This is a genomic window from Oscillibacter sp. PC13, assembly GCF_900115635.1.
Lineage (GTDB): Bacteria > Bacillota > Clostridia > Oscillospirales > Oscillospiraceae > Oscillibacter.
The window spans coordinates 1-24,314 of sequence record NZ_FOXE01000009.1; the positions used below are offsets into that span (position 1 = coordinate 1).

26 protein-coding genes are annotated in these 24,314 nt (G+C 54.9%); 22 read left to right on the plus strand and 4 right to left on the minus strand.

The annotated features are described in order from the left end of the window. A partial coding sequence (locus tag BMZ81_RS06760; RefSeq protein WP_143072749.1) for a DUF4417 domain-containing protein occupies nucleotides 1-1,097 on the plus strand: 1,097 nt, incomplete at its 5' end. 182 nt (nucleotides 1,098-1,279) lie between these two features. Here the strand turns inward: BMZ81_RS06760 and BMZ81_RS06765 are convergent. The 4 genes from BMZ81_RS06765 to BMZ81_RS14025 form a co-directional block, all read right to left on the minus strand. Further along, the gene (locus tag BMZ81_RS06765) at nucleotides 1,280-2,638 is read right to left on the minus strand and encodes an FtsW/RodA/SpoVE family cell cycle protein (RefSeq protein ID WP_177187232.1); all 1,359 of its coding nucleotides are present in this window, start codon (nucleotides 2,636-2,638) and stop codon (nucleotides 1,280-1,282) included. Continuing rightward, nucleotides 2,625-2,972, minus strand: coding sequence for a PadR family transcriptional regulator (locus tag BMZ81_RS06770; RefSeq protein ID WP_091130147.1), 348 nt, complete (start codon nucleotides 2,970-2,972; stop codon nucleotides 2,625-2,627). The genes BMZ81_RS06765 and BMZ81_RS06770 overlap by 14 nt, the downstream gene beginning before the upstream one ends. Before the next feature lie 143 nt (nucleotides 2,973-3,115). After that, a complete protein-coding gene (locus BMZ81_RS14020; RefSeq protein ID WP_177187233.1) occupies nucleotides 3,116-3,292 on the minus strand; it encodes a hypothetical protein in 177 nt (58 codons plus the stop codon). A 12-nt stretch (nucleotides 3,293-3,304) separates the two neighbouring features. Further along, entirely contained in the window at nucleotides 3,305-3,466 is a 162-nt protein-coding gene (locus BMZ81_RS14025) for a hypothetical protein (protein ID WP_177187234.1), read from the minus strand. A gap of 346 nt (nucleotides 3,467-3,812) precedes the next feature. Here BMZ81_RS14025 and BMZ81_RS06775 point away from each other — a divergent pair, with 346 nt between their 5' ends. From BMZ81_RS06775 to BMZ81_RS06875, 21 genes are all read left to right on the plus strand, one after another. After that, on the plus strand, nucleotides 3,813-5,384 hold the full coding sequence (locus BMZ81_RS06775; RefSeq protein ID WP_091130149.1) for an alkaline phosphatase: 1,572 nt from the start codon (nucleotides 3,813-3,815) through the stop codon (nucleotides 5,382-5,384). Nucleotides 5,385-5,452: 68 nt separating this feature from the next. Beyond that, a complete protein-coding gene (locus tag BMZ81_RS06780) occupies nucleotides 5,453-6,592 on the plus strand; it encodes a YibE/F family protein (protein ID WP_091130151.1) in 1,140 nt (379 codons plus the stop codon). Between the two features lie 169 nt (nucleotides 6,593-6,761). After that, the gene (locus BMZ81_RS06785; RefSeq protein ID WP_091130153.1) at nucleotides 6,762-7,781 is read left to right on the plus strand and encodes a M23 family metallopeptidase; all 1,020 of its coding nucleotides are present in this window, start codon (nucleotides 6,762-6,764) and stop codon (nucleotides 7,779-7,781) included. Then, a complete protein-coding gene (locus tag BMZ81_RS06790) occupies nucleotides 7,765-8,373 on the plus strand; it encodes a site-2 protease family protein (RefSeq protein WP_091130155.1) in 609 nt (202 codons plus the stop codon). The genes BMZ81_RS06785 and BMZ81_RS06790 overlap by 17 nt, the downstream gene beginning before the upstream one ends. A gap of 145 nt (nucleotides 8,374-8,518) precedes the next feature. Continuing rightward, nucleotides 8,519-8,860 (plus strand): 50S ribosomal protein L19, encoded by a 342-nt coding sequence (rplS, locus tag BMZ81_RS06795; protein ID WP_091130158.1) that lies wholly within the window; start codon nucleotides 8,519-8,521, stop codon nucleotides 8,858-8,860. 153 nt (nucleotides 8,861-9,013) lie between these two features. After that, complete coding sequence (lepB, locus tag BMZ81_RS06800; protein ID WP_091130159.1) at nucleotides 9,014-9,595, plus strand: signal peptidase I; 582 nt, start codon at nucleotides 9,014-9,016, stop codon at nucleotides 9,593-9,595. 13 nt (nucleotides 9,596-9,608) lie between these two features. Beyond that, nucleotides 9,609-10,211, plus strand: a complete 603-nt coding sequence (gene lepB / locus BMZ81_RS06805) for a signal peptidase I (RefSeq protein WP_091130162.1) — start codon at nucleotides 9,609-9,611, stop codon at nucleotides 10,209-10,211. 9 nt (nucleotides 10,212-10,220) lie between these two features. Further along, on the plus strand, nucleotides 10,221-11,096 hold the full coding sequence (gene ylqF / locus BMZ81_RS06810; protein WP_091130164.1) for a ribosome biogenesis GTPase YlqF: 876 nt from the start codon (nucleotides 10,221-10,223) through the stop codon (nucleotides 11,094-11,096). Between the two features lie 28 nt (nucleotides 11,097-11,124). Next, complete coding sequence (locus tag BMZ81_RS06815; protein ID WP_242942587.1) at nucleotides 11,125-11,748, plus strand: ribonuclease HII; 624 nt, start codon at nucleotides 11,125-11,127, stop codon at nucleotides 11,746-11,748. Next, entirely contained in the window at nucleotides 11,745-12,104 is a 360-nt protein-coding gene (locus BMZ81_RS06820; protein ID WP_091130167.1) for a YraN family protein, read from the plus strand. The genes BMZ81_RS06815 and BMZ81_RS06820 overlap by 4 nt, the downstream gene beginning before the upstream one ends. A 39-nt stretch (nucleotides 12,105-12,143) precedes the next feature. Beyond that, complete coding sequence (thrC, locus tag BMZ81_RS06825) at nucleotides 12,144-13,631, plus strand: threonine synthase (protein WP_091130170.1); 1,488 nt, start codon at nucleotides 12,144-12,146, stop codon at nucleotides 13,629-13,631. A gap of 1 nt (nucleotide 13,632) precedes the next feature. Next, nucleotides 13,633-13,953 (plus strand): zinc-finger domain-containing protein, encoded by a 321-nt coding sequence (locus tag BMZ81_RS06830; RefSeq protein ID WP_091130172.1) that lies wholly within the window; start codon nucleotides 13,633-13,635, stop codon nucleotides 13,951-13,953. A gap of 448 nt (nucleotides 13,954-14,401) precedes the next feature. Beyond that, the gene (locus BMZ81_RS06835; protein ID WP_091130175.1) at nucleotides 14,402-15,088 is read left to right on the plus strand and encodes a metallophosphoesterase; all 687 of its coding nucleotides are present in this window, start codon (nucleotides 14,402-14,404) and stop codon (nucleotides 15,086-15,088) included. A gap of 90 nt (nucleotides 15,089-15,178) precedes the next feature. Beyond that, entirely contained in the window at nucleotides 15,179-16,621 is a 1,443-nt protein-coding gene (gene tig / locus BMZ81_RS06840; protein ID WP_091130176.1) for a trigger factor, read from the plus strand. Nucleotides 16,622-16,917: 296 nt separating this feature from the next. Next, the gene (locus tag BMZ81_RS06845) at nucleotides 16,918-17,502 is read left to right on the plus strand and encodes an ATP-dependent Clp protease proteolytic subunit (protein WP_091130178.1); all 585 of its coding nucleotides are present in this window, start codon (nucleotides 16,918-16,920) and stop codon (nucleotides 17,500-17,502) included. A gap of 33 nt (nucleotides 17,503-17,535) precedes the next feature. Then, nucleotides 17,536-18,858: an ATP-dependent Clp protease ATP-binding subunit ClpX gene (gene clpX, locus BMZ81_RS06850; protein WP_091130179.1), complete on the plus strand. Its 1,323-nt coding sequence runs from the start codon at nucleotides 17,536-17,538 to the stop codon at nucleotides 18,856-18,858. A gap of 70 nt (nucleotides 18,859-18,928) precedes the next feature. Then, complete coding sequence (gene lon, locus BMZ81_RS06855; protein ID WP_091130180.1) at nucleotides 18,929-21,349, plus strand: endopeptidase La; 2,421 nt, start codon at nucleotides 18,929-18,931, stop codon at nucleotides 21,347-21,349. A gap of 10 nt (nucleotides 21,350-21,359) precedes the next feature. After that, complete coding sequence (gene yihA, locus BMZ81_RS06860) at nucleotides 21,360-21,956, plus strand: ribosome biogenesis GTP-binding protein YihA/YsxC (RefSeq protein ID WP_091130182.1); 597 nt, start codon at nucleotides 21,360-21,362, stop codon at nucleotides 21,954-21,956. 256 nt (nucleotides 21,957-22,212) lie between these two features. Beyond that, on the plus strand, nucleotides 22,213-22,929 hold the full coding sequence (gene pyrH / locus BMZ81_RS06865) for a UMP kinase (protein WP_091130183.1): 717 nt from the start codon (nucleotides 22,213-22,215) through the stop codon (nucleotides 22,927-22,929). Between the two features lie 71 nt (nucleotides 22,930-23,000). Next, on the plus strand, nucleotides 23,001-23,558 hold the full coding sequence (gene frr / locus BMZ81_RS06870; RefSeq protein ID WP_207645616.1) for a ribosome recycling factor: 558 nt from the start codon (nucleotides 23,001-23,003) through the stop codon (nucleotides 23,556-23,558). Then, nucleotides 23,558-24,310, plus strand: coding sequence for an isoprenyl transferase (locus tag BMZ81_RS06875; protein WP_091130186.1), 753 nt, complete (start codon nucleotides 23,558-23,560; stop codon nucleotides 24,308-24,310). The genes frr and BMZ81_RS06875 overlap by 1 nt, the downstream gene beginning before the upstream one ends. Nucleotides 24,311-24,314: the final 4 nt, after the last annotated feature.

Here is a 24,314-nt window from a genome sequence, read left to right on the forward strand (position 1 = left end):
CCCGATACCGTGCGGTGCTGTCGCCGGATTTCAGTATGTACCTGGAAATGGCGCCTGTCATGCAGCTTTACAATGTATTTCGTAATCGTTGGTGCGGCGCTTACTGGGCATCCAAAGGGCTCCGGGTCATTCCGACTGTCAACTGGGGAGATGAATCCACGTTTGATTTCTGCTTTGAGGGGCTCGAAAGAGGCAGTGTGGTGGCTGTCTCCACCTACATGGCGTCCGAACACGACAACCGCCAGGATCAAAAAGAGTGGTTCATGGCTGGATACAACGAGATGCTGCGTCGTATTGAGCCGGAAAAAATTATCTGCTACAATACACCGTTTCCCGAAATGCAGGGCAATATCATCTACGTGGATTACGAGCGCAGTTCCTGGAGGTATATGAACTATGAACGAAGTTTCCGTCGTGAAGATTTGGATGCCTTTAAAATTGGCGGCACATCCAGTAATAATCGTGATACAATAGAGCCGTACCTGATTGGAAAAGGCGGAGGAAGCGCCTACGGCGGAGAAATCAAACCGTCAAAACCAGAGGATGAGCGATTCTGGGGAGAACCGGGCGAAACAAAATATACCTATACAGCAAAAGGAGAGCTTATTGAAACGCTGATTGGTCCTGACGGAAAAGCATATTTGGAAATTCACCATACAAACCATGGCTTCCCCAAGTATCATGAAGTTCCACACCAACATAGCATCATATGGGATCAGTCAGGCTTTCAATTCGGCAAAGAACAGACTACCAAGAGCTTTTTGTACGGGAGGAACACGAACATGGCAACATGGGTCGGCACAAACAGCCTTGAAGATAATCGGTTTAAAACGATCAGTGATTTCAAGCAGTGTATGCGGCGCGGCGGCGAAGTCCAGTTCGAGTGGAATGGCGTGCTGTATTGCTGCTTTGGCTGTATTTCTCCTGCGGCAGATGCAGCGCCTAAAATGGTGATTTGTCAGGCTGGCTCTGCGGAAATAAACGCTCGTACTGAGAAATGGTGTGATACCGCCGACGAAATTCTGGAGTATATGGTTGGTGGTGATCGTCTGCGCGATGTAATCACGCAAGTAAAGGTGTGGGAGCGTACAATTTAAGATGAAGCCTTTTGCCGACTGCTTACAAACCATTGATATGACTGGATTTTCACAGATCCTTTAATGATAATCCGAATAAATTATCCAAGTTTGGAATGTATTCGGATTTATCATTTCTATTGAGGATATTCTATAATCTATAAGTAAAGGCCTCGCCTGTTGGCGGGGCCTTTACCGTATCATCAACACTTTTGGACGAGTATTTTTATGCGGTAGCGTGGTAACAACGATTTTTCATCACACGCATGGTCTCGTGCGATACTTTCTTCTCGAAATACCGACAATACCAGTCCAACAAGCCACATATTTATGACAGTATTCAGATTGCCAATGACCATAGGAAATGCTGCGCTAAATAAAGTGAACCCCAAATTATACGCAACACTACAAAGCGCCTGTGCGAACAGCGTTATCACAACAGCTAAAGCAACTACCTTACCCAACTGACTTTTATGCTTTAAGCAGCGGTACACAAGCAGCCCTACCAGAGCCACAAATACCATAACAACAATTAGAAACGGTAGCCACCCTAATTTATAAACAAGCGTTGTCAATAAAGCATCGCTATCGCATCCGGGCACTGTCTTTTCAAATGGGTAAGCGAAAATCTCTGGACTCCAAGTTCCTTCACCAAACCACATGGATATTTCAAGTGCCTTTCTAATGGCATACGCCTGATATCCCGCACCAAGAGGATCTTGCTCTGGATGAAGCGCAATACTAAATCGCCGAATACTGTAGTCGGAAGAAAGGAAATAGCAGAGGCCAGTACCAACTATCACAGCAGCACAGAGTATCACCGAAAGCAGAGATTTCCGTCTGCCAAGTTCAAACCAGTTGTTCCACGCTGCCATAATCAACAAAATAAATCCTGTCACCAACAGCATCAAAAATCCAAACGCATTAGGTGTAAGCACACAAATCAATGCTAATGGAATTCCGCCAATAATTGAAAGCATTAGGCCCATCCAGCCTTTTCTGCGACAGGTATATAGCCAAAAAGCATATACCACAGGATAGCATAATGCTATATAGCGGGTATAATAGGGAACCCCAGCGATATGCGGCGAAAAAAACAGCGCCATGACACCAATGATTAAAGCACCGATATACACTTTCCTGCCATGAAGCCCCAACCGAGAATAATCCAGAAAATAGCCCAATAAAAGAGCCGTACATCCCAAAGCAAATGCAAGCAAGGTTTTTAATGGGTCAATGTCCATGTAGTATTGCTCCCAATCTGCGGTTAGCCATATTCGGAGAATAGCACCGAATAATGCAAAAAGAATTGTGAGTGCAAGCAGCCCATACTGCGGTGCGGGGCGGTGAACGCTGTCCAATTTCACACCCAATACCACCGGATCCCCCATCTCTGCCAACGCCATTTGTTCGGCGTTCTCGTGACCTTCTGCTGCAAAGGTATCCCGTTGATCTTCTAAATGTCGTTCCAGTTCCAATGTCACTATTGGTCGTGCTCGTTTCCACCTAATTTGTGATGCAACCGTTTCTAAATAACTCTGTATGGTATTATGCTCCGACATAGCATACGCCTCCCCCCAACACTCGATTGACTGCATGGGCATATATACTCCATGATTTTTCTCTCTCTTGCAGTGCTCCACGCCCTTGGCGTGTTAAATGATAGTATCGCCTCGGTTTTCCGGCTGTGGCATTTTGCTCATAGGCTGAAACATACCCCTTTTCTTCTAAGCTATGGAGCAATGGGTACAGTGAGCCAGCTTTCAAATGGAATGTATTATCTGACCGTTTCTTCAACTCCTCAATCATCTGATAGCCGTACATATCACTACCTTCCAGCAATTTCATTACAAGTAGTGCCATGCTGCCGCTGATTAAACTTTTATCCAGTTCCATAAATGCCTCCCCCTTTCTTATGTAGGCTGCCTATATAAATGAATATATATAGATATCCTATATATGTCAAGTGCAAAGATTGTCCATTGAATAATTGTTAGGATAAAGGTGGGAGCATCGATTCAGATGTTCCCGCCTTGTGTTTACCCTTGTTCTGTTGTTTTTGCTTGCTTCTGGGCTTTCCACTCGGCGTATTCCCTCTGCCCCTCCTCGCTCTCGAAAAACGCTAATATCTCCGGGAGCAGGACACGGGCCAGAGCCTCCACCTCGTGGTAGAGTATCCCGGTGCCGTAGTCCGTGGGTTTCTTTTTGTGCGGCATGGTATCACTCCGTTAAGGCCGTTCCACATCGGACAGACAGCCTTGAAATACCATTCCATCTCCCGTGATGAAGCGGCCCCTTGCGTCCTTGGGTATCTGCTCGGCGGCACTGGTGCTGTCCAGGACAATACTGGAAAGAATCCTGTCTGCCTTGCCGCATGCCAGGAAATCCATCGCTCTACACACGGAAATGGTAGCACTTATCATACTGTAATCTATACTGTTTTTTTAAAGGTACGTGCCTTTGGGCCTGGTATGAACACCGTTATACGAACCTCTCCTTGAATACAATACTGCAGTTACAACATGATTCATGTACCAGTGGATTTCACGCATGGATCTCGGCTCCACCTCTACCATTGCACATGCTGCCGTGTTACAGGCAGGGAAGTTCCGATTGTTATTGTGCCTGAATTTAACATATTCTTTTCTTTGACATGGTGTCCTGCCTTCCGGAAAACCGATATACTGGGCTTGCACGAATGGTGCTGAACAATGAAGAGAAACGAGGAGTAAGAAAATGAAGAAGAGAATGCTCGCATGTCTGCTGGCTGGCGTCACAGTTCTTGGACTGTCCGCACAAGCAGCTCAGCTGGCAAAGCAGGAGACACAGCCTGCGGAGACTTCCCCTGTAATCTCCGCCACCGCGACCTATGACGCCGGCAGAACCCCCAAATACGTATTTCTGTTTATTGGAGATGGAATGAGCTATCCCCAGTTCCAGGCCGCTTCCGACTATTTGGGCGCCGTGGCTGATAAAGACTATATGCAGGCCCTGCCCAGCGTTTCTTATGCCGACCGCAAGGGCGCCAAACTGGATAACGGCCCCGAGGCTCTGAACTTCATGAACTTTGAAGTGGCCGGCTCTGCTGTCACTTATGATTCCTGCAGCTTTGCCCCCGACTCCGCTTCCACCGCCACCTCCATCGCCACTGGATACAAGACCTATTCCGGTATGATCAATGTGGACGAGACCGGCACGAAGGAGTATCAGACCATTGCGGAAAAGCTGCATAAACAGAAGGGCTGGAAGGTTGGTGTTATTTCCTCCGTCAACCTGAACCATGCTACGCCCGCCGCGTTCTATGCCCATCAGGCCAGCCGCAACAACTACTATGAGATTGGCCAGGAACTGGTGGAGTCCGGCTTCGAATACTTTGCCGGCGGTGCGCTGAAAAAGCCGACCGGTAATGACAAGAACCAGACCAGCCTGTATGATTTGGCGGAGAACGCCGGCTACAAGGTTACCTACACCCAGGCGGATGCCGAAAAGGTCACCGCGGCCGATGAAAAGGTCATCCTTATCGATGAGCACCTGGCGGACTCGGATGCGATGGATTACGAGCTGGACCGTGCCGAGGGCGAGTGGGCCTTGGCGGACTATGTGGAAAAGGGCATCGAGGTTCTGAACAACAAGAAGGGCTTTTTCATGATGTGCGAAGGCGGCAAGATCGACTGGGCCTGCCACGCCAATGATGCCGGCTCCACCGTCAGCGACACGCTGGCTCTGGCTGATGCCGTTCAGGTGGCTGTGGACTTCGCCAAGCAGCACCCCAAGGACACGCTGATCCTGGTGACCGGCGACCATGAGACCGGCGGCCTGACCATCGGCTATGCCGGAACCGACTACGACACCTACCTGACCAACCTCACCAGCCAAACCATCTCCTACGCCCAGTTCGATGAGCAGTATGTCGCAAGCTACAAGAAGAACAACACCCCCTTTGAGACGGCCATGAAGGATGTGGAGAAGCTGTTCGGCCTGAAGATGAGCGGCGCCGCCACGGATAAGCTGGTGCTCACCCAATACGAGATTCAACGCCTGAATACCGCCTATGAGCTGGCTATGAGCGATTTTGATTCCAGCAAGTACAATCAGGAGCAGTATGTCCTGTATGGCACCTATAACCCCTTCTCCGTGACGGTCACCCACATTCTGAACAACAAGTCCGGCATTGACTTCACCAGCTACTCCCACACTGGCCTGCCGGTTGCCGTCTTCGCCGACGGCATGGGGGCCGAGAGCTTTGGCGGCTACTATGACAACACCGCCATTTATACAAAGCTGGCCGATATGCTGCGGGTGAAATAAGAGAAAACTGCGTCTTTGCGATGGGGGCGGCCAAGGCCGCTCCCTTCCGCATGTTCGCTGGAGGGATTATGAAGCTGAAACCTATGACAATTTCCCGCCGGACGCAGGGGCCGGTGCTGGCGGCGCTGGTGCTGCTGGCAGCGCTGCTGCTGCTGCCCACCGGCTACGAGGGGGCGGTAAACTACCAGGCTGCAGACCGGGTACGTGCGGAGGTACTGGAGACGGACGAGAGCGACATCGTGGATACCGGCCTCATCCGCACCGGTGAGCAGCGGTGTCGGGTGAAGCTGTTGGGGGGACACTTCAAGGGAGAGACGGTTGATGCGGTGAACCGCCTCAACGGGTCACTGGCCCAAGACAAGATCTTCACTCCCGGAGATATCGCCTTCGTGGTGGTCAGCCACAGCGATGGGAAGGTTATCACCGTTTCCATGACAGACCACTACCGCCTGGACAAGGAGGCGGTGCTTGCGGGCCTGTTCTTGCTGCTGCTGGTTCTTTTTGCAGGAAGCACCGGCATCCGGGCGATTTTGTCCTTTGTAGACACGATCCTGTTAATGTGGAAGGTGCTGGTGCCCTGCCTGTTGCGGGGGTGGAATCCGGTGTGGGTGGCCCTGGCCCTGGTACTGGTGCTCACCGGAATGATCCTCAGCCTGATTTACGGCTTTGACCGGCGCTGCCTGGCAGCTACCGCCGGCGCAGCGTTGGGCATTGCTGTCACGGCGGTGCTGGGTGTGGTATTCACAGACCTGTTCCGGATTCATGGAGCTGTGATGGAGTCCAGTGAGAGCCTGCTGTATGCTGGCTACCAGACGCTGGATTTAACCCGTATCTTCATGGCATCCATCTTCCTGGGCTCTTCCGGCGCAGTGATGGATTTGTCGGTGGACATCTGCTCCTCCGTATATGAGGTGATCCAGAAGCGGCCGGACATTGGGCCCAGGGAGGCTATTGCGTCAGGGTTTGCTGTGGGCCGGGCCGCCTGCGGATCCACGACGACGACCCTTCTGCTGGCCTATTCCGGCAGCTATATCGCTTTGCTGATGGTTTTTATGGCCCAGGGCACGCCTGTTTCCTTCATCCTGAATTATAAATACGTGGCCGCTGAAATTGTCCACACTGTGGTAGGATCGTTTGGTCTGGTGACGGTAGCGCCGCTGACCGCTATCACCAGCGGCCTGCTGCTGACCCGGCGGCCTGCGTCATAAAGTTGGACTGCGCAAAGCCCCGTCAAACCCGGAAGGAAAAGTCCGAAGGACGCTCGTCAGACTGCCCGCCGATATTATCGGCGGGCAGTTTTTACGTGATAGGATTCAGGTATATTCTTCAAAAGCACCTCATAAGGTGCAGAAGAGATGCAAAAGGGAGGGGGATCCCATGATTTCACGGCAGGCAGGACGGAGAATCTATACCATTTCTTCCGGGCACAAGCGTACAAAACCCAAAAAAACGGCAGGGAGCCGGACAACAGCTCGGCAAAAAAATGAACCGCTGAGCCAGAGAGAGCAACGAATTTTACTGCAGCTGGTGGCCTGCGGCAGTATTTTCGTGCTGTTGGTTGCAGTCAAGCTGCTGCTGCCGGGAAGAATGGCCCAGCTGAATGAACATCTGTCCGGCCTGATGCAGCAGAACATGGATGTCCAGGCGGTGTTTTCTGCCGTGGGGCGCGCCGTATCCGGAGAGGAGAACATCGGCGGAACCCTGGAAGACGTCTATCAGGCGGTATTCAAGCCCCAAGAGGGGGAACCTTTGGAGACGGCAGCTACAGTGGAAGGTCAACTGCAAATTCCACAGGCGCTGGATTCTCTGCGGTCATTCCGGACCGGCGCAGGCGGAACCTGGATAGGGGAAGAATCATCCTCCGGCAATGCTGCAAAAACGGACCAGCTGCAGCAAACAGCACCCACGGAAGCGGCTGGCCAGCCGGAGACGTCCACCTTGGCCTATGTTCTCTATTCCGATCAAAACCTCCCGGAACATGTCAGTATGGAGCAGGCGATTCTGGGATTTGATTACTGTACACCTGTAATGGGAACGCTGAGTTCCAATTTCGGATACCGGGAACACCCTGTAGAAGGAGAAGAACGGTTTCACTATGGCATTGACATTGCGGCGGATACCGGTACAGCCGTTGGCTGCTTTGCCGACGGGACTGTGACAGCGGTAGGGGAGAGCAGCAGCTATGGCAAATATCTGATTGTGGCACATGAAGGCGGCTATTCGACCTTATACGCGCACTGCAGCAAGGTGACCGCATCCTCCGGTACATCAGTGACAGAAGGGCAGAAGATTGCTGAGGTGGGGGAGACCGGCATGGCCACAGGACCGCATCTTCACTTTGAGCTGCACAGGGAGAGTGATTATCTGAACCCTATATACTATGTGGCTCTGGGATAGAGGAACGCTTCAGATTTCAGGTGGGTTCTGGCTGCTGACAGCCTGGTTCGTACTGGCAAATGGAGTTGACCTTCTTGCGGTGGTGCTGGCCGCAGCCGGTACTCACGAGCTTGGACATTATCTGGCGCTGCGCGCCTGCGGCGCGGGGATTTCCAGAGTGAGGATCAGTGTGTTTGGCGCGGTGATGGAGACTGCAGGCGGCCCTCTCTCCTACAGAAGGGAATTGGTGACAGTGCTGGCAGGACCAGCCGCCAACCTGCTGTGTGCGCTGGCAATGGTAGTGGCCGGCGGAGAACGATGGTCCATTCCGGTGGGAGCCAATCTGGTACTGTGCAGCTTCAATTTGCTGCCGATCCGGCCGCTGGATGGCGGACGGACGCTGGAATTGCTGGTAAGCTGGGCTGCCGGTCCGGCGGCGGGAGAGTGGGCCGCACGGTGCGTTGGAGGCTGTACTGCGCTGGCGCTGGCCGCGGGGATCGTTTTTTTGATGCACTGCAGCGGCGGAAGCCTCTGGCTGCTGCCGGCGGTTATCGGACTGCTTGGGACGGCTGCTGGAGAAATAGTTGGAAACAGTGATTTTTTAGGCGCATAAATGAAAATAATACTTGCAAATCCGTGGAGTTTATGATACTCTATCATAGCTACAAAGGGTGGTCCTCTGTCGTGCACGCGCCGAAGCTGCGCAGATGTGCCATGGAACAACGGCATGAACACCTATAATTTAGGAGGATTTATCCATGGATTTGATCAAGGAACTGAACAAGGAAACCCTGCAGAACGCAGTGCCCCAGGTGCAGGTAGGCGACATGGTGCGTGTGCATGTGAAGGTGAAGGAAGGCTCCCGCGAGCGTATCCAGATCTTCGAAGGCACTGTCATCGGCAAGAAGCACGGCGGTATTGAGGAGACCATTACGGTTCGCCGTATCTCCTATGGCGTCGGTGTGGAGAAGGTTTTCCCGGTTCACTCTCCCTCCATTGATACCATCGAGGTTGTGCGCAACGGTGCTGTCCGCCGGGCAAAGCTGTATTATCTGCGCGGCCGCGTGGGCAAGGGTGCCAAGGTCAAGGAGAAGCTCTAAGCGAGAGGCAAAAGAGAGGCGTGAGCCTCTCTTTTTTCTTGCATTGCGGGAAAAAATCCGTGAATTTCCGGCACAATCCCTTGTGATTCCGGAAGTTGTTTGCTATACTATTTCAATATCATGCAAGAATATTGGCTGCAGGAGGCTGATGACATGACAGGTGGGAAGCGGCTGCAGCAAAGCCGGGACCTGTACGAATGGATGCAGGCGGTGGTCTCATCTGTGCTGACAGTGGTTTTGGTATTTACCTTTGCAGTCCGTGTGATGCGGGTGGACGGGCCATCCATGCGGGAGACACTGCAGGACGGCGACCTGCTGGTGGTGGTGAACCGGCTGCTCTCCGGGGAGCCAGAGAGCGGGGAAATTGTGATTGTCCGGAAGGCGTCCTTTGAAAACGGCGACCCCATTGTCAAGCGTGTGATCGCCACAGAGGGACAGACGGTGGGCATTGATTTTGAAAATGGCGCGGTGACGGTGGACGGGACCGTGCTGGAGGAGGCATATATCCGGGAGAATACCCATCTGGATGAGGGAACGGAGTTTCCCCTGGTGGTGCCGGAGGGCTGCATTTTTGTCATGGGCGATAACCGCAATGACAGCCGGGACAGCCGGGATCCAGAGCTGGGTGCGGTGGATATCCGATGCGTTATTGGCCGTGCTGTCTGGCTGGCAGTGCCGGGGAATACGGCAAATACCGAACGGCGTGAATGGAACCGGATCGGAACTTTAACCTGAGGTGATCGGAAACATGCGGGAAAATGAGCAGGATACAAAGTCGGAGCAGTCAAAGGAGGACACCGGCCGGGACTTGTATGAGTGGGTTCAGGCACTGGTCTGCTCTGTGCTGGCAGTGGTGCTGCTGTTCACATTTGTCATTCGATTGATCGGCGTGGACGGGCACTCCATGGTGCCCACGCTGCAGGATGGGGACCGGCTGCTGGTGCTGAATTCCATGCTGTACGACGACTATCAGTACGGCGACGTTGTGGTGCTGCGGAAGGATGCCTTCCTGGAGGAGCCCATTGTCAAGCGGGTGATTGCCACAGCGGGACAGCTGGTGGAAATCGACTTTGAAAACGGCTCCGTCCGGGTGGACGGAAAGCTGCTGGATGAGCCCTATATCAATGAACTGACCTTTTTGGATGAGGGAACGGAGTTTCCCCTGACGGTGCCGGAGGGCTGTATTTTTGTCATGGGCGATAACCGCAACCATTCCAGCGACAGCCGGGATTCCCGTCTGGGCACGGTGGACACCCGATATGTCATCGGCAAGGCGGTGGTGCTGGCCTTCCCCGGGAAGGACGAGACAACGCAGGAGCGGGAGTTCTCCCGCATCGGATGGATTGGATAACGAGAACGTATGAATATTCAGTGGTATCCGGGTCATATGACCAAGACCCGGCGCATGATTGCGGAACAGATTAAGAATATGGATGCGGTGTGCGAGATTTTGGATGCCCGCATCCCCATCTCCAGCCGGAACCCGGATGTGGACGAGCTGACGGCGGGAAAACCCCGCCTGGTGGTTTTAAACCGGGTGGATCAGGCGGACCCGGAGGGGACCCGGCAGTGGGCCGCTTATTTCCGAGCCAAGGGCTATGCGGTGCTGGAGTCCGACGCCAAGGGCGGCGCGGGGACGACGAAGTTTGCCGCCGCTGTGCGGAGCCTGCTGGCGGACAAGCTGCGGGCCTATGCGGAAAAGGGACAGAACCGGGTGATGCGGGTAATGATTTTGGGGGTGCCTAATGTGGGCAAGTCCACCTTCATCAATAAAATCGCAGGACGGAGAACCGCCAGGGCGGAGGACCGCCCCGGCGTCACCCGCTCCAAGCAGTGGGTACCCATTGACAGGCAGCTGGAGCTGCTGGACACACCGGGCATTCTGTGGCCCAAGTTCGAGGACCAGAGCGTGGGACTGAACCTGGCGTTTACCGGCGCGGTGAAGGATGAGATTCTGGACATTGAGGAGCTGGCCTGCCACCTGATGGCCTATCTGGGAGAGAACTACCCGGAGAATTTGAAAAGCGCCTATAAGCTGGAGACGCTGCCGGAGCGGGAGGACGGGGAGAATGACATCGCCTGGGGCTTTGCGCTGCTGACGGCTGCGGGCCGGAAGCGGGGCTTCCTCATCTCCGGCGGCGATGTGGACACGGAGCGGATGGCGAAGATTTTGCTGGACGAGTTCCGGGGCGGCAGGCTGGGGCGCTTTACCCTGGAGATGCCGAAGGAGACGTGAGGGCTGTATGGAGAACAAAGCGCTGCATATGGACCTTTGGACCTGTGAGCGGGAGCAGTGGAATAACGGTGCTTCCATCGTCTGCGGTGTGGACGAGGCGGGAGCGGGTCCCCTGGCGGGGCCGGTGTACGCCGCCGCAGTGATTTTGCCGCGGGAGCTGGACATCCCGGGACTCAATGATTCCAAAAAGCTGACGGAGAAGAAGCGGGAGGCGCTGTTTGCGGAAATTACGGCGCAGGCGGTTGCGTACAGCGTGGCGCGGGTGGAGGCGGAGGAGATTGACGAGATGGATATTCTTAACGCCAGAATGCGCGCCATGCAGCTGGCCATTGACGGCCTGTCCGCAGCGCCGGATTTGGCCCTGATTGACGGAAACCGGGACCACGGCAGCCGCTACGCCATTCAAACGCCTCATGTGACCATCGTGGGGGGAGACGGCAAAAGTGCCTCCATCGCCGCGGCGTCCATTTTGGCAAAGGTCAGCCGGGACCGGTATGTGTCCGGAGAACTGAACGACCAGTACCCGCAGTATCAGTTTGCCAGGCACAAGGGCTATGGCACGAAGCTCCACTATGAGATGCTGGACCGCTATGGCCCCTGCCCCCAGCACCGAAAAACCTTTTTGAAAAAGTGGGAGGAGCGCCGGACATGAGCGCCAGGGACCTTGGCAACCGCGGCGAGGCGGAGACGGCGAACTACCTGCGCAGGCGCGGCTATACGCTGCTGGCCAGCCAGTGGCGCTGTCGGTTTGGGGAACTGGACCTGGTGGCGCAGGACCCGGCGGGAACACTCTGCTTTGTGGAGGTAAAGCTCCGCAGCGGCACGGAGTACGGTCTGCCCCGGGAATTTGTCGGCGTGAGAAAGCAGGAGCGTCTGCGGGCCGCGGCGGCCTGCTATCTCAGCACCCACCAGCTGGATAGCCCCTGCCGTTTTGACGTGGCGGAGGTCTATACGGACGAAAAGCACAGCGTTGTAAGACTCGAGTATCTCGAGAACGCTTTTGAATAATCTTGTGTAATTTTATTCCTGGAAAGCGAGGAACAGAGCATGAACTATTACAGCACACGGAACCGGGCGCTTCGCCAGACGGCGGCCGAGTCCATCAAGATGGGCCTGAGCCGGGACGGCGGTCTGCTGACGCCCTGCGAGATTCCGCAGATTGACGGAGCCTTTCTGCAGAGCCTGACGAACGCCCGGTATCAGGAGCGGGCCGCCAGAGTGATGGGCCTGTATCTGACGGACTACACGGCGGAGGAGCTGCTGCAGTTTGCAGAGAACGCCTACGGTCCGGACAAGTACGACACGGAGGCGGTGGCTCCCGTCCGCAAAGTGGATGAGAATACGCACTGCCTGGAGCTGTGGCACGGCCCCACCAGCGCCTTTAAGGACATGGCGCTGCAGATGCTGCCCCAGCTGCTGTCCGCCGCGCTGCGGAAGACGGGGGAGGAGAAGACCGTCTGCATCCTGGTGGCCACTTCCGGCGACACTGGCAAGGCCGCCATGGAGGGCTTTGCCGACGTGCCCCAGACGAAGATTATGGTGTTCTACCCCAAGGACGGCGTCTCTCAGATTCAAGAGGCCCAGATGGTGACCCAGGAGGGCGCCAACGTGGGCGTGTGCGCCGTTGTGGGCAACTTTGACGATGCGCAGGCTGGCGTCAAGCGGATTTTCTCCGACGAGAAGATGCGATCCACACTGGCGGACCGGGGGTACTTCCTGTCCTCCGCCAATTCCATCAACTGGGGCCGTATTCTGCCTCAGGTGGTCTACTACATCTCCGCGTACTGCGATCTGCTGCGGGATGGGGCAATCAAGCTGGGCGACAAGGTGAACTTCTGCGTGCCCACCGGCAACTTCGGCGACATTCTGGCGGCCTATTACGCAAAGCACATGGGACTGCCGGTTGGAAAACTGATTTGCGCATCCAACCGCAACGATGTGCTGACGGACTTCCTGCGGACCGGCGTGTATGACCGTAACCGGCCCTTCCACACCACCATGAGTCCTTCCATGGACATTTTGGTGTCCAGCAATCTGGAGCGGCTTCTGTTCGACCTCTCCGGCGAGAATGACGCCGAGGTCCGGGATTATATGGCGCGTTTGGCCAAGGATGGAAAGTATGAGGTCTCCGATGCCATCAAGGCCGCGCTGAAGGAGCAGTACTGGGGCGGCTTCTGCGACGAGTCCGGCACCGCTGCCACCATTGCGGAATATTACAGAAACAAGGGCTATTTGATTGACACGCACACGGCCGTGGCGGCCAATGTCATGGAGCAGTACCGACAGGCTACCGGCGACGAGACAGTGACGGTATTTGTGTCCACCGCGTCTCCCTATAAGTTCTGCAACCATGTGCTCACCGCCATCGGAGAGACGCCCGAGAGCGACGGCGTTGCCCTGATTGACCAGCTGCAGCGGGTTTCCGGCGTGACGGCGCCCCGGCGTCTGGCGGCGCTGACGGGAAAGACGCGCCGGTTTGACCTGTGGACGGAGAAGGCGGGAATGGATAACGTGGTACTGGAGTTTTTAAAATAAGATGGAGAAGGAAAATTTTCGCTACTCGCGGAAATGGTTCAGGCTCGTCACCCTTTTGGCAATCTGGGGCATTCTGCTGATTCCGGTGGGGCTTCTGACAAAGGGAACCCCGCGGATGGTGCTGTTTTGTCTGGCGGCGGCGATGCTGGTTGTGGCGTGGTTTGTGCGCCTGCGGTGCCTGACCTGCCAGGGCTGCGGCAAGAGCTGCGCCCCCCTGATGGTGAAGAAGGGAACCACAGCGGTCTGCCCTTACTGCGGAACGCCCTATCTGTTTGACGACGGGAAAACTGGGAAGAAACCAAGCAGTAAGAAGAAACACTGAAACAAAAATGGAAATCGTGGAGCAAATGAAAACACCAGCGCGGAGGAGCAGAAGTTAATCCGGGGCACGGCAGTTCACGGTGAACCTGTCAAGTTTTGGAAAGTGATGGGAAAGACGCGGCGATGCGGGTGGTTTACCCGGTTGCTTACCGTGGCTTGGTATGTACTGTTGCCCCCCCGTTCTTTTCGGTACCCTTCTGCCTTTGCTGATGGGGAAATTCCGGTGGGAGTTTCTTGCGGCCCCTGGCGTTTGGGCGTGGGGGTCCCTTTTTAACGCATGTCTGCTTTTGGCGGCCTATGAACCGTAGGAAACAGGACCTGTGCTGCTTGCTGCAGGGAAACTTGTTTGACGAGCAGCAGGAAGAGAAGGAAAGCGGAGCAGACAAAGGCTTTGCCGCAAGATGAAACTACAGTCCGGTAAACATTATGACGACGAAAGGAGGGGGTCTATGGCCCTGTATGCAATTGGGGACCTGCACCTCTCCCTGACGGCGAACAAGTCTATGGAGGTTTTTGGGCCGGCCTGGGAGAAGTATACCAGCCGCATTGAGGACTCCCTGGGAAGGCTCACTGCGGCAGATACGCTGATTCTGGCGGGAGATACCTCTTGGGGAATTGACCTTTCTGAAGCGGAAGCGGACTTCCGCTTTTTGGACCGGTTTCCATGCCGGAAGCTGTTGATCAAAGGCAATCACGACTACTGGTGGTCCACGGTGTCCAAAATGAAGGCGTTTTTTGAGGAGAGGGGATTCACCACGCTGGATTTTCTTCACAACAACTGCGCCTTTTATGGGGATTATGCCCTCTGTGGGACAAGAGGATGGTTTCTGGAAGAGGATCAAAAGCCCCACAATGCGAAGGTGCTCAACCGGGAGGTGGGAAGGCTGGAAACCTCACTGAAGGCGGCGGAGGGGTGTCCAATCCTCTGCTTTCTTCACTACCCGCCCCTGTACCAGGGATATGAGTGCCCTGAAATTCTGGCGGTTCTGGAAAAATATGCAGTGGTTCAATGCTGTTACGGACATCTCCACGGCCCGGCAATCCGGCGGCGGCTGGAGGGAATGCGGGGAAAAACAGAGTTTTCTCTGATTTCTGCGGATTATTTGGGATTTATCCCAAAAAAAATCTGCGAATGATGGAAAAAAGACTGGTAATTTCAAGAGTTTTCTGATAAAATATCAATTCGCACCGGCGTTTAGCGGGTGATGAACGGAGGAGTAAACAAAATGAGTGTGAAAAGCTGCGAAAAAATGGAAAAAAGCCAGGTGGCGCTGACCATCGAAGTCGGTGCTCCGGAGTTTGAGGCTGCCATCGAAAAAGCATATCAGAAGATGCGCAAGAAGATCAACGTGCCGGGTTTCCGCCCCGGCAAGGCCCCCCGCAAGATCATTGAGGGGATGTACGGCGCAGAGGTGTTTTTTGAAGAGGCTATAAATATTGCATTCCCTGATGCCTATGAGGCAGCGGTTCAGGAAGAAAAGCTGCAGGTTGTGGGCTATCCTCAGGTGGAGATGGTCGGTGAGTGCACAAAGGACGGCTTTACGTTTAAGGCAGTGGCCCCGGTCTATCCCGAGGTGACGCTGGGACAGTACAAGGGACTGTCTGCGCCCAAGGATGAAGTGAAGGTCAGCGCAGCGGACGTGGATGAGCGTCTGAAGGTTCTGAGTGATCGCAACACCCGTCTTGTAAGCGTGGAGCGCGAGGCCAAGGAAGGCGATACCGCTGTTATCGACTTTGAGGGATTCCTGGACGGGAAGCCCTTTGAGGGCGGCAAGGGTGAGAACCACAGCCTGGAACTGGGCTCCCACAGCTTTGTTCCCGGGTTTGAGGAACAGGTCGTCGGCATGAAGGCCGGAGATGAAAAGGACATCGACATCACCTTCCCCGAGGATTATCACAAGGATCTGGCCGGCAAGGCTGTGGTGTTCAAGGTGAAAGTCCACGAGGTGAAGGAGAAGGAAGTCCCCACCATGGACGACGAGTTTGCCAAGGACGTCAGCGAGTTTGATACGCTGAAGGATCTGAAGGCGGATCTGAAGAAGAAAATTACGGAGGAGCGCCAGAAGGCTGCCGACCAGGCGTTTGAGGATGCCCTGATGGAGCAGGTGGCTGCGGGCATCACCGCCGAAGTTCCCGATGCCATGGTGGAGAACCAGGCGCACCAGTTTGTGGATAACTTTAAAATGCAGATTGCCCAGAACGGGATTCCCTTTGACCAGTACATGAAGATGACCGGTATGGACGAGTCCAAGCTTCTGGAGGACGCCAAGGAACCCGCCCAGCGGCAGGTTCGTCTGGATCTGGCTGTGGCTGCCATCATCAAGGCGGAGAACGTGGAAGTTTCCGACGAGGATGTGGAAAAGGAATTCCAGAGCATGGCTGACCAGTACGGCATGGAACTGGACATGGTAAAGAAATATCTGCAGCCCGCCCAGGTGAAGGATCAGCTGATCACCCGCAAGGCGGTGGCCATTGTGGTGGACAGCGCCACCGCAACGAAGCCCGAAAAGAAAGCGGCTAAGAAGGACGAAGAGGCTGGTGAGAAAAAGCCCGCCAAGAAGTCCGCTAAAAAGGCAGCTACCGCTGAGAGCGGTGAGGAAAAACCTGCCAAGAAGCCTGCCGCCAAAAAGACAAAAAAAGCTGACGAGGAGTCCGTTGAATCCAAATAATTCCGGGCATACTAATTTGCAAAGGGGTGATTTTCACCCGGCAGAGACAGCTTTTTCACATTGATTTGACAGATTCCCGCATGGCGTCTATGGTACGATGGGCGCATGCGCGGCATTGGCGCCGATGCCCCGTCGGGGGAGAGGCGCTTTTGCCATACTTGCCCCATAACCCGGACTTTACCGTATTTGACTGCGGGATGCTGACGGAAGAACCCACGGGCGAGAGCGCATCGGGTTTGGGAGGACAAATCTGTCAGTCTGCTGATGAAAGCAGCCATTCAAGGAGGTTTTATCAAATGAGTTTAGTCCCTTACGTAGTAGAGCAGACCAACCGGGGAGAACGGTCTTATGATATTTTTTCCCGTCTGCTGAATGATCGAATCATTTTCCTGGGAGAAGAGGTCAACGCCACTACGGCCAGTCTGGTTGTGGCACAGATGCTGTATCTGGAGGCACAGGATCCTGATAAGGACATCCAGTTCTATATCAACAGCCCCGGCGGATCCGTCACAGATGGCATGGCTATCTATGACACGATGCAGTATGTTAAGTGCGACGTATCCACCATCTGTATCGGTATGGCCGCCAGTATGGGGGCATTCCTGCTCTCTTCCGGCGCCAAGGGCAAACGTTTTGCCCTGCCCAATGCAGAGATTATGATTCACCAGCCCTCTGCTGGTACCCAGGGACAGATTACGGACATGGCCATCCACCTGAAGCGGCTGGAAATCATTAAAAAGCGGATGAACCGGATCCTGTCTGATAACACCGGCCGTCCTCTGGAAGAGGTAACGGCGGCCTGCGAGCGGGATAATTTTATGAGCGCGGACGAGGCCAAGGCATTTGGCCTGATCGATAAGATTATTTACAGCAAGAGATAAAGCCGCAGCAAATACAGAAACTGAGGTAATACCATGAACGAAGACGGTAAGAAGGCACTCCGGTGTTCCTTTTGCGGCAAGCACGAAAATCAGGTGCATCGAATGATCCAAGGCCCGGGGGTGCGCATCTGCGATGAATGTGTCCAGCTGTGCATGAGCATTTTGAGCGACGGCTTTGAAGATACGGCAGGCAGTGAACTGGAGGACATTCCCGATCAGCTTCCAACTCCCCGGGAGATTAAGGATGTGCTGGATCAATATGTGATTGGCCAGGACGAAGCGAAAGTGGCCTTGTCTGTGGCGGTTTACAATCACTATAAGCGCATTTTCTTCGGCGGGGACGAAGATGTGGAGCTTCAAAAGAGCAACATTTTGATGCTGGGTCCCACTGGATCCGGCAAGACGCTCTTTGCACAGACATTGGCCCGTATTCTGAAGGTGCCCTTTGCCATTGCCGATGCCACCACGCTTACGGAGGCCGGTTATGTGGGCGACGATGTGGAGAACATCCTCCTGCGTCTTCTGCAGGCTGCGGATTTCGATGTGGAGCGGGCGGAGCACGGCATCATCTATGTGGATGAGATTGATAAGATTGCCCGAAAGAGCGAGAATACGTCTATCACCCGGGATGTCTCGGGTGAGGGCGTGCAGCAGGCTTTGCTGAAAATTGTAGAGGGTACGGTGGCCAACGTACCGCCCCAGGGCGGGCGGAAGCATCCGCACCAGGAGTTCATCCAGGTGAACACGAAAAATATCCTCTTTATCTGCGGCGGAGCCTTTGACGGCCTTGAGAAGATCATTGAGCGGCGGCTGGATCAAAAGAGCATTGGCTTTGGTGCAAATGTCCAGGGGAAAAAGGATAAGGACATCAGCAAGATCCTCCGCGAGGTACAGCCTCATGACATTTTGAAGTTCGGTTTGATCCCCGAACTGGTTGGCCGCCTGCCGGTCATTGCACCGCTGAACGCTTTGAACCGGGCAGATCTGGTTCGTATTCTGACAGAGCCGAAAAATGCTTTGGTAAAACAGTATAAGAAGTTGATGGAGTACGACGACGTGGAGCTGGTGTTTGATCAGGAGGCGCTGGAGGCCATTGCTGATAAGGCCATTGAGCGCAGCATCGGTGCCCGTGGTCTGCGGGCGGTGATGGAGGGAATGCTGACGCAGATCATGTACGACATCCCCTCGGATCCCACCATTGTAAAAGCGGTGATTACCCGCGACTGCGTAGAGGGAACGGGGGAGCCGGTGCTGACCCGCGATCCAAAAAAAATCAGCTATTCTGTGAAATTGAAGACCGGCAAGGGAGAGGGAACGCCTGTTTCCGGGACTGCTTCCCCCGCGTCGGCGTCTTAAAGAGAAACGGAGAGGGGACGCCGCTGGCGCCTCCTTTCCGCTTTTTACCCCATGAGAAAGGAACAACCAAATGGAACTGACAACCTGGAATATTCCCGTACTGGCCCTTCGGGGACTGACGGTATTTCCCCATATGAATCTGACTTTCGATGTGGAGCGGCGGAGCTCCATCGCGGCCCTGGAGCGGGCGATGGAGGGTAATCAGGAGATCTTCCTTGTGACGCAGCGGGAGATCGGTGTTGCATCTCCGGAGGAGAAGGATCTGTATACAATCGGTACTGTATCCCATATCAGCCAGATTCTCCGGCTGTCTCCCACCTCTGTCCGCTGTGTGGTGGAGGGCCGCACCCGTGCACGTCTGCGCCGCCTGTGGCAGACGGAACCCTTTTTGCAGGGAAATGTGGAGTCCATTCCGGAAAATGAAACGTCGGATGCCCTCTCACGCAGCCCCAGAACAGAGGCGCTGCTGCGGCAAACCTATCAACTGTTCGGCGAATATGCAGAGCTGGCGGGCGGTGTGCCGGAAGAGGTGCTCTCCGCAGTGATGGACAGCCGCGATCCAGGCTATTTGGCGGACTTTATCGCCCAAAATGTGGTTCTGCGGCACAATGACAAGCAGGAGATTTTGGAAGAACTGTCGCCTTTTCTGCGCCTGCGGAAGATGAACGGCTTCCTGGTCCGGGAGAATAATGTCCTGGGCTATGAACATGAGATGGAGGGGAAGGTGCGGGAGCAACTGACCCGCACCCAGAAAGAACAGATTCTCCGCACACAGATGCGGGTGATCCAAGGTGAGCTGGGAGAGGGCGAAGAGGGTGACGATGAACTGCAGACCTACCGCCAGCGCATTGTGGAGCTTGAATTAGGCGAGGATCCGGAGAAGCATTTGCTGAAGGAGGTCAACAAGCTGGCCAAGCAGCCCTTTGGAAGCGCTGAGGGCGCCGTTATCCGCAATTATTTGGACGTCTGCCTGGAGATGCCCTGGAAGGAGACAACAAAGGAGCGGGTCAGCGTGGACGCTGCACGGCGGGTGCTGGAGCACGACCACTACGGCCTGGAGAAGGTAAAGGAACGCATTCTGGAAACCATTGCCGTCCGGCAGATGAACCCGGAGGGAAAAGGACAGATTATCTGCTTGGTGGGCCCACCCGGCGTTGGAAAGACCTCCATTGCTATCTCTGTTGCCAAAGCACTGAATCGGAAGCTGGCTCGTCTCTCGCTGGGCGGTGTCCGGGATGAGGCAGATATCCGGGGGCACCGAAAGACTTACATAGGCTCCATGCCTGGCCGCATCATTGAGGCCATCAGCCGCAGCGGGTCTATGAATCCGCTTCTGCTGCTGGACGAAATTGACAAGCTGGGAAATGACTACCGGGGCGATCCGGCATCTGCCCTTTTGGAGGTACTGGACAGCGAACAGAACTACGCGTTCCGGGATCATTTTTTGGAGATCCCCGTGGATCTGAGTAAGGTGATGTTCATCACCACGGCCAACACCACAGAAACGATTCCACGACCGCTGCTGGACCGGATGGAGGTCATCCAGCTCTCCAGCTATACCGACGAGGAAAAGCTGCAGATTGCCAAGCGCCATCTGCTGCCAAAGCAGATGGAAGAGCACGGCTTGAAGAAGGGCAGCCTTCGCATCGGCGATGAGGCGCTGCGCGCTGTCATCCGGGATTACACGCGGGAGTCCGGTGTCCGTCAGCTGGAGCGGCGGCTGGCCGCCATCTGCCGAAAGGCAGATATGCGTCTTTTGAAAGAGAGCGTAAAGCGAATTACCATTACAGAAAAAGACCTGCCGAAACTGTTGGATTGCCAACCGATGCCCGCGTCTTTACACACAGAGAAGGAAGAAATCGGTGTGGTGAACGGGCTGGCTTGGACAGAAGCCGGCGGCGAGATTCTGGAAGTGGAAGTCAACGTGATGGAGGGATCCGGCAAGCTGGAGCTCACCGGCAATCTGGGGGAGGTCATGAAGGAATCTGCCCAGGCGGCACTCTCCTGCCTGCGGAGCCGGGCGGCGGTTTTGGGCATTGAGGAGGACTTCTATAAGACGAAGGACATCCATGTCCATTTCCCGGAGGGCGCCGTGCCGAAGGATGGGCCTTCCGCTGGCATTGCCGTTACCACGGCAATGCTCTCGGCATTGACAGAACGAAAAATCAGAGCCGGCATTGCAATGACCGGCGAGGTAACGTTGCGGGGCCGTGTGCTGCCTATAGGCGGACTGAAGGAGAAGACGATGGCGGCCAAGCGCAATGGCATTGGCACCGTTCTGATCCCAAAAGCCAACGAGCGGGATTTGGAGGAGATTGATCAAACGGTGCGGGCGGCACTGCATTTTGTCACGGTGGAGACGGTGGATCAGGTGTTTGCGGCAGCCCTCTGCCCTGAGGCTATGCCTGTCCGCGAAGATTCCTCTATGCCGGTGGCGGCCTTTGCGCCGGTGAACCGGGATAGCGGAAGTGATGCCGTCCTGCGGCAGTGAAGGAGAATGCATGTCCTTAAATTTTGCAAAAACAGAATTTGTCCGCTCTGCCGCCGCTAGAGAGCACTTCCTGCGGGACGGCCTGCCGCAGTTTGCCTTTGCCGGCCGATCCAACGTGGGAAAATCCTCTGTCATCAACCGTCTTGCAGGACGGAAGAATTTGGCTTATGTGGGGGCCTCTCCCGGAAAGACCACACAGGTAAACTACTTTTTGGTGGACAGGCGGGCCTATCTGGTGGATTTGCCAGGCTACGGCTATGCAAAGGTTTCCAAGGCGGAGAAAGACCGGTGGGGTCGGCTGATGGAGAGCTACTTTCAAGATGAGGGAGATCTTATCACGGTCGGCGTCCTAATTGTGGACATCCGCCATAAGCCAACGGCAGACGACGTCACGATGCATACTTGGTTCCGGGAGACCGGGTGCCCGGAAATTGTAGTCGCCAACAAGCTGGACAAATTGAAGAAGAGCCAGGTGGATCCTGCTCTTACTCTGATTCGGGAGACGTTGGATCTGGGAGGGGAAGACATGCTTGTGCCGTTTTCCGCGGAAAAGGGAAGCGGCAAGGAGGAGCTTTTGCGGCTGCTGAGTGCTGCTTGTGAAGGCTGAGAAAAGGGAACGGCTGCCGCTGTTCCCTTTCAGCTTATGCAGAAGTGATATTTCTGGGTTTGATTCCAGCTGCGGAAGGGGGGGCTCTTGAAAATTCAGTGAATACCGAGAGAAAACAGACGAAGCCCACTGCCTTTCTGAAAAGAGCTCTGTCCAGCTTTTTTGCGGAAAATCTTCGCTACCCCCTATGCAAATGCAGAAAAATACGATAGAATATATCCGTATAAATTTGATTCCGAATAACGGAGGCGTTGTGATGGAAAAACCTGTTTATAAGCGCGTGCTGCTGAAAATCAGCGGAGAGGCACTGGCCGGCGACAAGCACACCGGCCTGGATTTCGAAGTCATCGGCCAAGTGTGTGATGTGATTCATGAATGCTTGGATATGGGGGTCCAGGTGGGCCTTGTGGTAGGCGGCGGAAACTTCTGGCGCGGTGTCAAGGACGGCGGCGGAAAAATGGAACGGACCCGGGCCGACCATATGGGGATGCTGGCGACGGTTCTGAACTGTCTGGCTGTGGCCGATGTGTGCGAGCAGAAGGGAATCCCCGTCCGTGTGCAGACCGCCATTGAAATGCGTTCCATTGCAGAGCCCTATATCCGCTCCAGAGCCATCCGGCACCTGGAAAAGGGCCGTGTGGTGATTTTTGGCTGCGGAACCGGAAATCCGTTTTTCTCCACGGATACGGCGGCTGTCCTGCGGGCGGCGGAGATCAATGCCGATGTCATTTTGCTGGCCAAGAATGTGGATGGTGTCTACAATGCGGATCCGGTGAAGGATCCCAATGCGGTGAAGTATGACACCATCACCTATGATGATGTGCTGGCGCAGCATCTGATGGTGATGGATTCCACGGCCACGTCTCTCTCTATGGATAATCATATCCCCGTTCTGCTGTTTGCTCTGAAGGATCCCCAAAATATCATCCGGGCACTATGCGGCGAGAAGGTGGGTACCATCGTACAGGAATAACGGGCGTTAAGCGCCGGAACGGCGCGTTTCCATATCCCGAGAACAGCATGATGAAAGGAAGGAACACCACGATGTTGAAGGATGACTACAAAATTTATGAGGAGAAGATGAGAAAAAGCATTGACTCTGTGGCTGCGGACTTTGGTTCCGTCCGTGCAGGCAGGGCCAACGCCTCCGTATTGGATCGCATTATGGTGGACTATTACGGCAGTCCCACGCCCATTCAGCAGATTGCGGCCATCTCCTCTCCGGATCCACGGGCACTGGTAATTCAGCCGTGGGACGGAACAGCGCTGAAGTCCATTGAGAAGGCAATTCAAAACTCTGATCTTGGTATCAACCCTCAAAATGATGGCAAGTGTATTCGCTTGTCATTCCCGCAGCTGACGGAGGAACGCCGTAAGGAGCTGGTAAAGCAGATCCATAAGTATGCGGAAAATGGCAAGGTGGCGGTACGGAATATCCGCCGGGATGCCATGGAGGTATTCAAGAAAAAAGAAAAGGCTTCTGAGATTACAGAAGATGACCTGAAGCAGGCCGAGAAGGACTTGCAGAAGCTGACCGATGACAGCTGCAAGAAGCTGGACGAGCTGCTGGCCAAAAAAGAAAAGGAATTGATGGCGGTCTGATGACGGATATGATCAAAACCAACGATACGGCGGGGCAGGCGGTTCGTCTGCCTCGCCACATCGCTATTATTATGGACGGCAACGGCCGTTGGGCCACAAGGCGGGGCCTGCCCCGGACCGCCGGCCACAAGGCGGGGGCCGAGACCTTCCGCCGTATCGCAACCTATTGCAAAAATATCGGCATACAGTACCTGACGGTGTATGCCTTTTCTACGGAGAACTGGAAGCGCTCCGCGGATGAGGTCGGGGCCATTATGGCACTTTTGAAGAAGTACCTGCTGGAGGCGGTTGACACCATGGAGCGGGATCATATCCGCCTTCACTTCCTTGGGGACATGAGCCCGATTTCTCCGGAGCTGCGGGCGCTGGCCAGGGAGACGGATGAGATTACGGAGCATCTTTCCATAGATGACTTCCAGGCAAACGTATGTCTGAACTACGGCGGCCGGGATGAGATTTTGCGGGCGGTACGGCAGTTTGCTGCCGACTGCGCCGCAGGGGAGCGAACGCCGGAGGAGCTGGACGATGCATTGTTTTCCTCCTATCTGGATACCCGGGGAATCCCGGATCCGGATCTCATCATCCGCCCAAGCGGAGAACTGCGTCTCAGCAATTTTCTGCTGTGGCAGTGCGCGTATTCGGAGTTTTATTTCACCGATGCGCTATGGCCGGACTTTGACGAGGCGGAGTTGGATCGTGCCATTGCAGCCTATCAGAAACGGGACCGCCGGTTCGGCGGCGTAAAGAAATAAAGAC

Bases quoted from the DNA above. Each gene is read 5' to 3' on its own strand.
- BMZ81_RS06830 (WP_091130172.1), top strand. From the start codon at position 13,633: ATGGAGAAGGAAAATTTTCGCTACTCGCGGAAATGGTTCAGGCTCGTC.
- ylqF (WP_091130164.1), top strand. From the start codon at position 10,221: ATGAATATTCAGTGGTATCCGGGTCATATGACCAAGACCCGGCGCATG.
- BMZ81_RS06785 (WP_091130153.1), top strand. From the start codon at position 6,762: ATGATTTCACGGCAGGCAGGACGGAGAATCTATACCATTTCTTCCGGG.
- BMZ81_RS06765 (WP_177187232.1), bottom strand. From the start codon at position 2,638: ATGTCGGAGCATAATACCATACAGAGTTATTTAGAAACGGTTGCATCA.
- frr (WP_207645616.1), top strand. From the start codon at position 23,001: ATGTTGAAGGATGACTACAAAATTTATGAGGAGAAGATGAGAAAAAGC.
- BMZ81_RS06845 (WP_091130178.1), top strand. From the start codon at position 16,918: ATGAGTTTAGTCCCTTACGTAGTAGAGCAGACCAACCGGGGAGAACGG.
- yihA (WP_091130182.1), top strand. From the start codon at position 21,360: ATGTCCTTAAATTTTGCAAAAACAGAATTTGTCCGCTCTGCCGCCGCT.
- thrC (WP_091130170.1), top strand. From the start codon at position 12,144: ATGAACTATTACAGCACACGGAACCGGGCGCTTCGCCAGACGGCGGCC.
- BMZ81_RS06770 (WP_091130147.1), bottom strand. From the start codon at position 2,972: ATGGAACTGGATAAAAGTTTAATCAGCGGCAGCATGGCACTACTTGTA.
- BMZ81_RS06820 (WP_091130167.1), top strand. From the start codon at position 11,745: ATGAGCGCCAGGGACCTTGGCAACCGCGGCGAGGCGGAGACGGCGAAC.
- lon (WP_091130180.1), top strand. From the start codon at position 18,929: ATGGAACTGACAACCTGGAATATTCCCGTACTGGCCCTTCGGGGACTG.
- clpX (WP_091130179.1), top strand. From the start codon at position 17,536: ATGAACGAAGACGGTAAGAAGGCACTCCGGTGTTCCTTTTGCGGCAAG.
- BMZ81_RS06780 (WP_091130151.1), top strand. From the start codon at position 5,453: ATGAAGCTGAAACCTATGACAATTTCCCGCCGGACGCAGGGGCCGGTG.
- BMZ81_RS06815 (WP_242942587.1), top strand. From the start codon at position 11,125: ATGGACCTTTGGACCTGTGAGCGGGAGCAGTGGAATAACGGTGCTTCC.
- BMZ81_RS06790 (WP_091130155.1), top strand. From the start codon at position 7,765: ATGTGGCTCTGGGATAGAGGAACGCTTCAGATTTCAGGTGGGTTCTGG.
- lepB (WP_091130162.1), top strand. From the start codon at position 9,609: ATGCGGGAAAATGAGCAGGATACAAAGTCGGAGCAGTCAAAGGAGGAC.
- tig (WP_091130176.1), top strand. From the start codon at position 15,179: ATGAGTGTGAAAAGCTGCGAAAAAATGGAAAAAAGCCAGGTGGCGCTG.
- BMZ81_RS06875 (WP_091130186.1), top strand. From the start codon at position 23,558: ATGACGGATATGATCAAAACCAACGATACGGCGGGGCAGGCGGTTCGT.
- pyrH (WP_091130183.1), top strand. From the start codon at position 22,213: ATGGAAAAACCTGTTTATAAGCGCGTGCTGCTGAAAATCAGCGGAGAG.
- lepB (WP_091130159.1), top strand. From the start codon at position 9,014: ATGACAGGTGGGAAGCGGCTGCAGCAAAGCCGGGACCTGTACGAATGG.
- BMZ81_RS06775 (WP_091130149.1), top strand. From the start codon at position 3,813: ATGAAGAAGAGAATGCTCGCATGTCTGCTGGCTGGCGTCACAGTTCTT.
- BMZ81_RS14025 (WP_177187234.1), bottom strand. From the start codon at position 3,466: ATGGATTTCCTGGCATGCGGCAAGGCAGACAGGATTCTTTCCAGTATT.
- rplS (WP_091130158.1), top strand. From the start codon at position 8,519: ATGGATTTGATCAAGGAACTGAACAAGGAAACCCTGCAGAACGCAGTG.
- BMZ81_RS06835 (WP_091130175.1), top strand. From the start codon at position 14,402: ATGGCCCTGTATGCAATTGGGGACCTGCACCTCTCCCTGACGGCGAAC.
- BMZ81_RS14020 (WP_177187233.1), bottom strand. From the start codon at position 3,292: ATGCCGCACAAAAAGAAACCCACGGACTACGGCACCGGGATACTCTAC.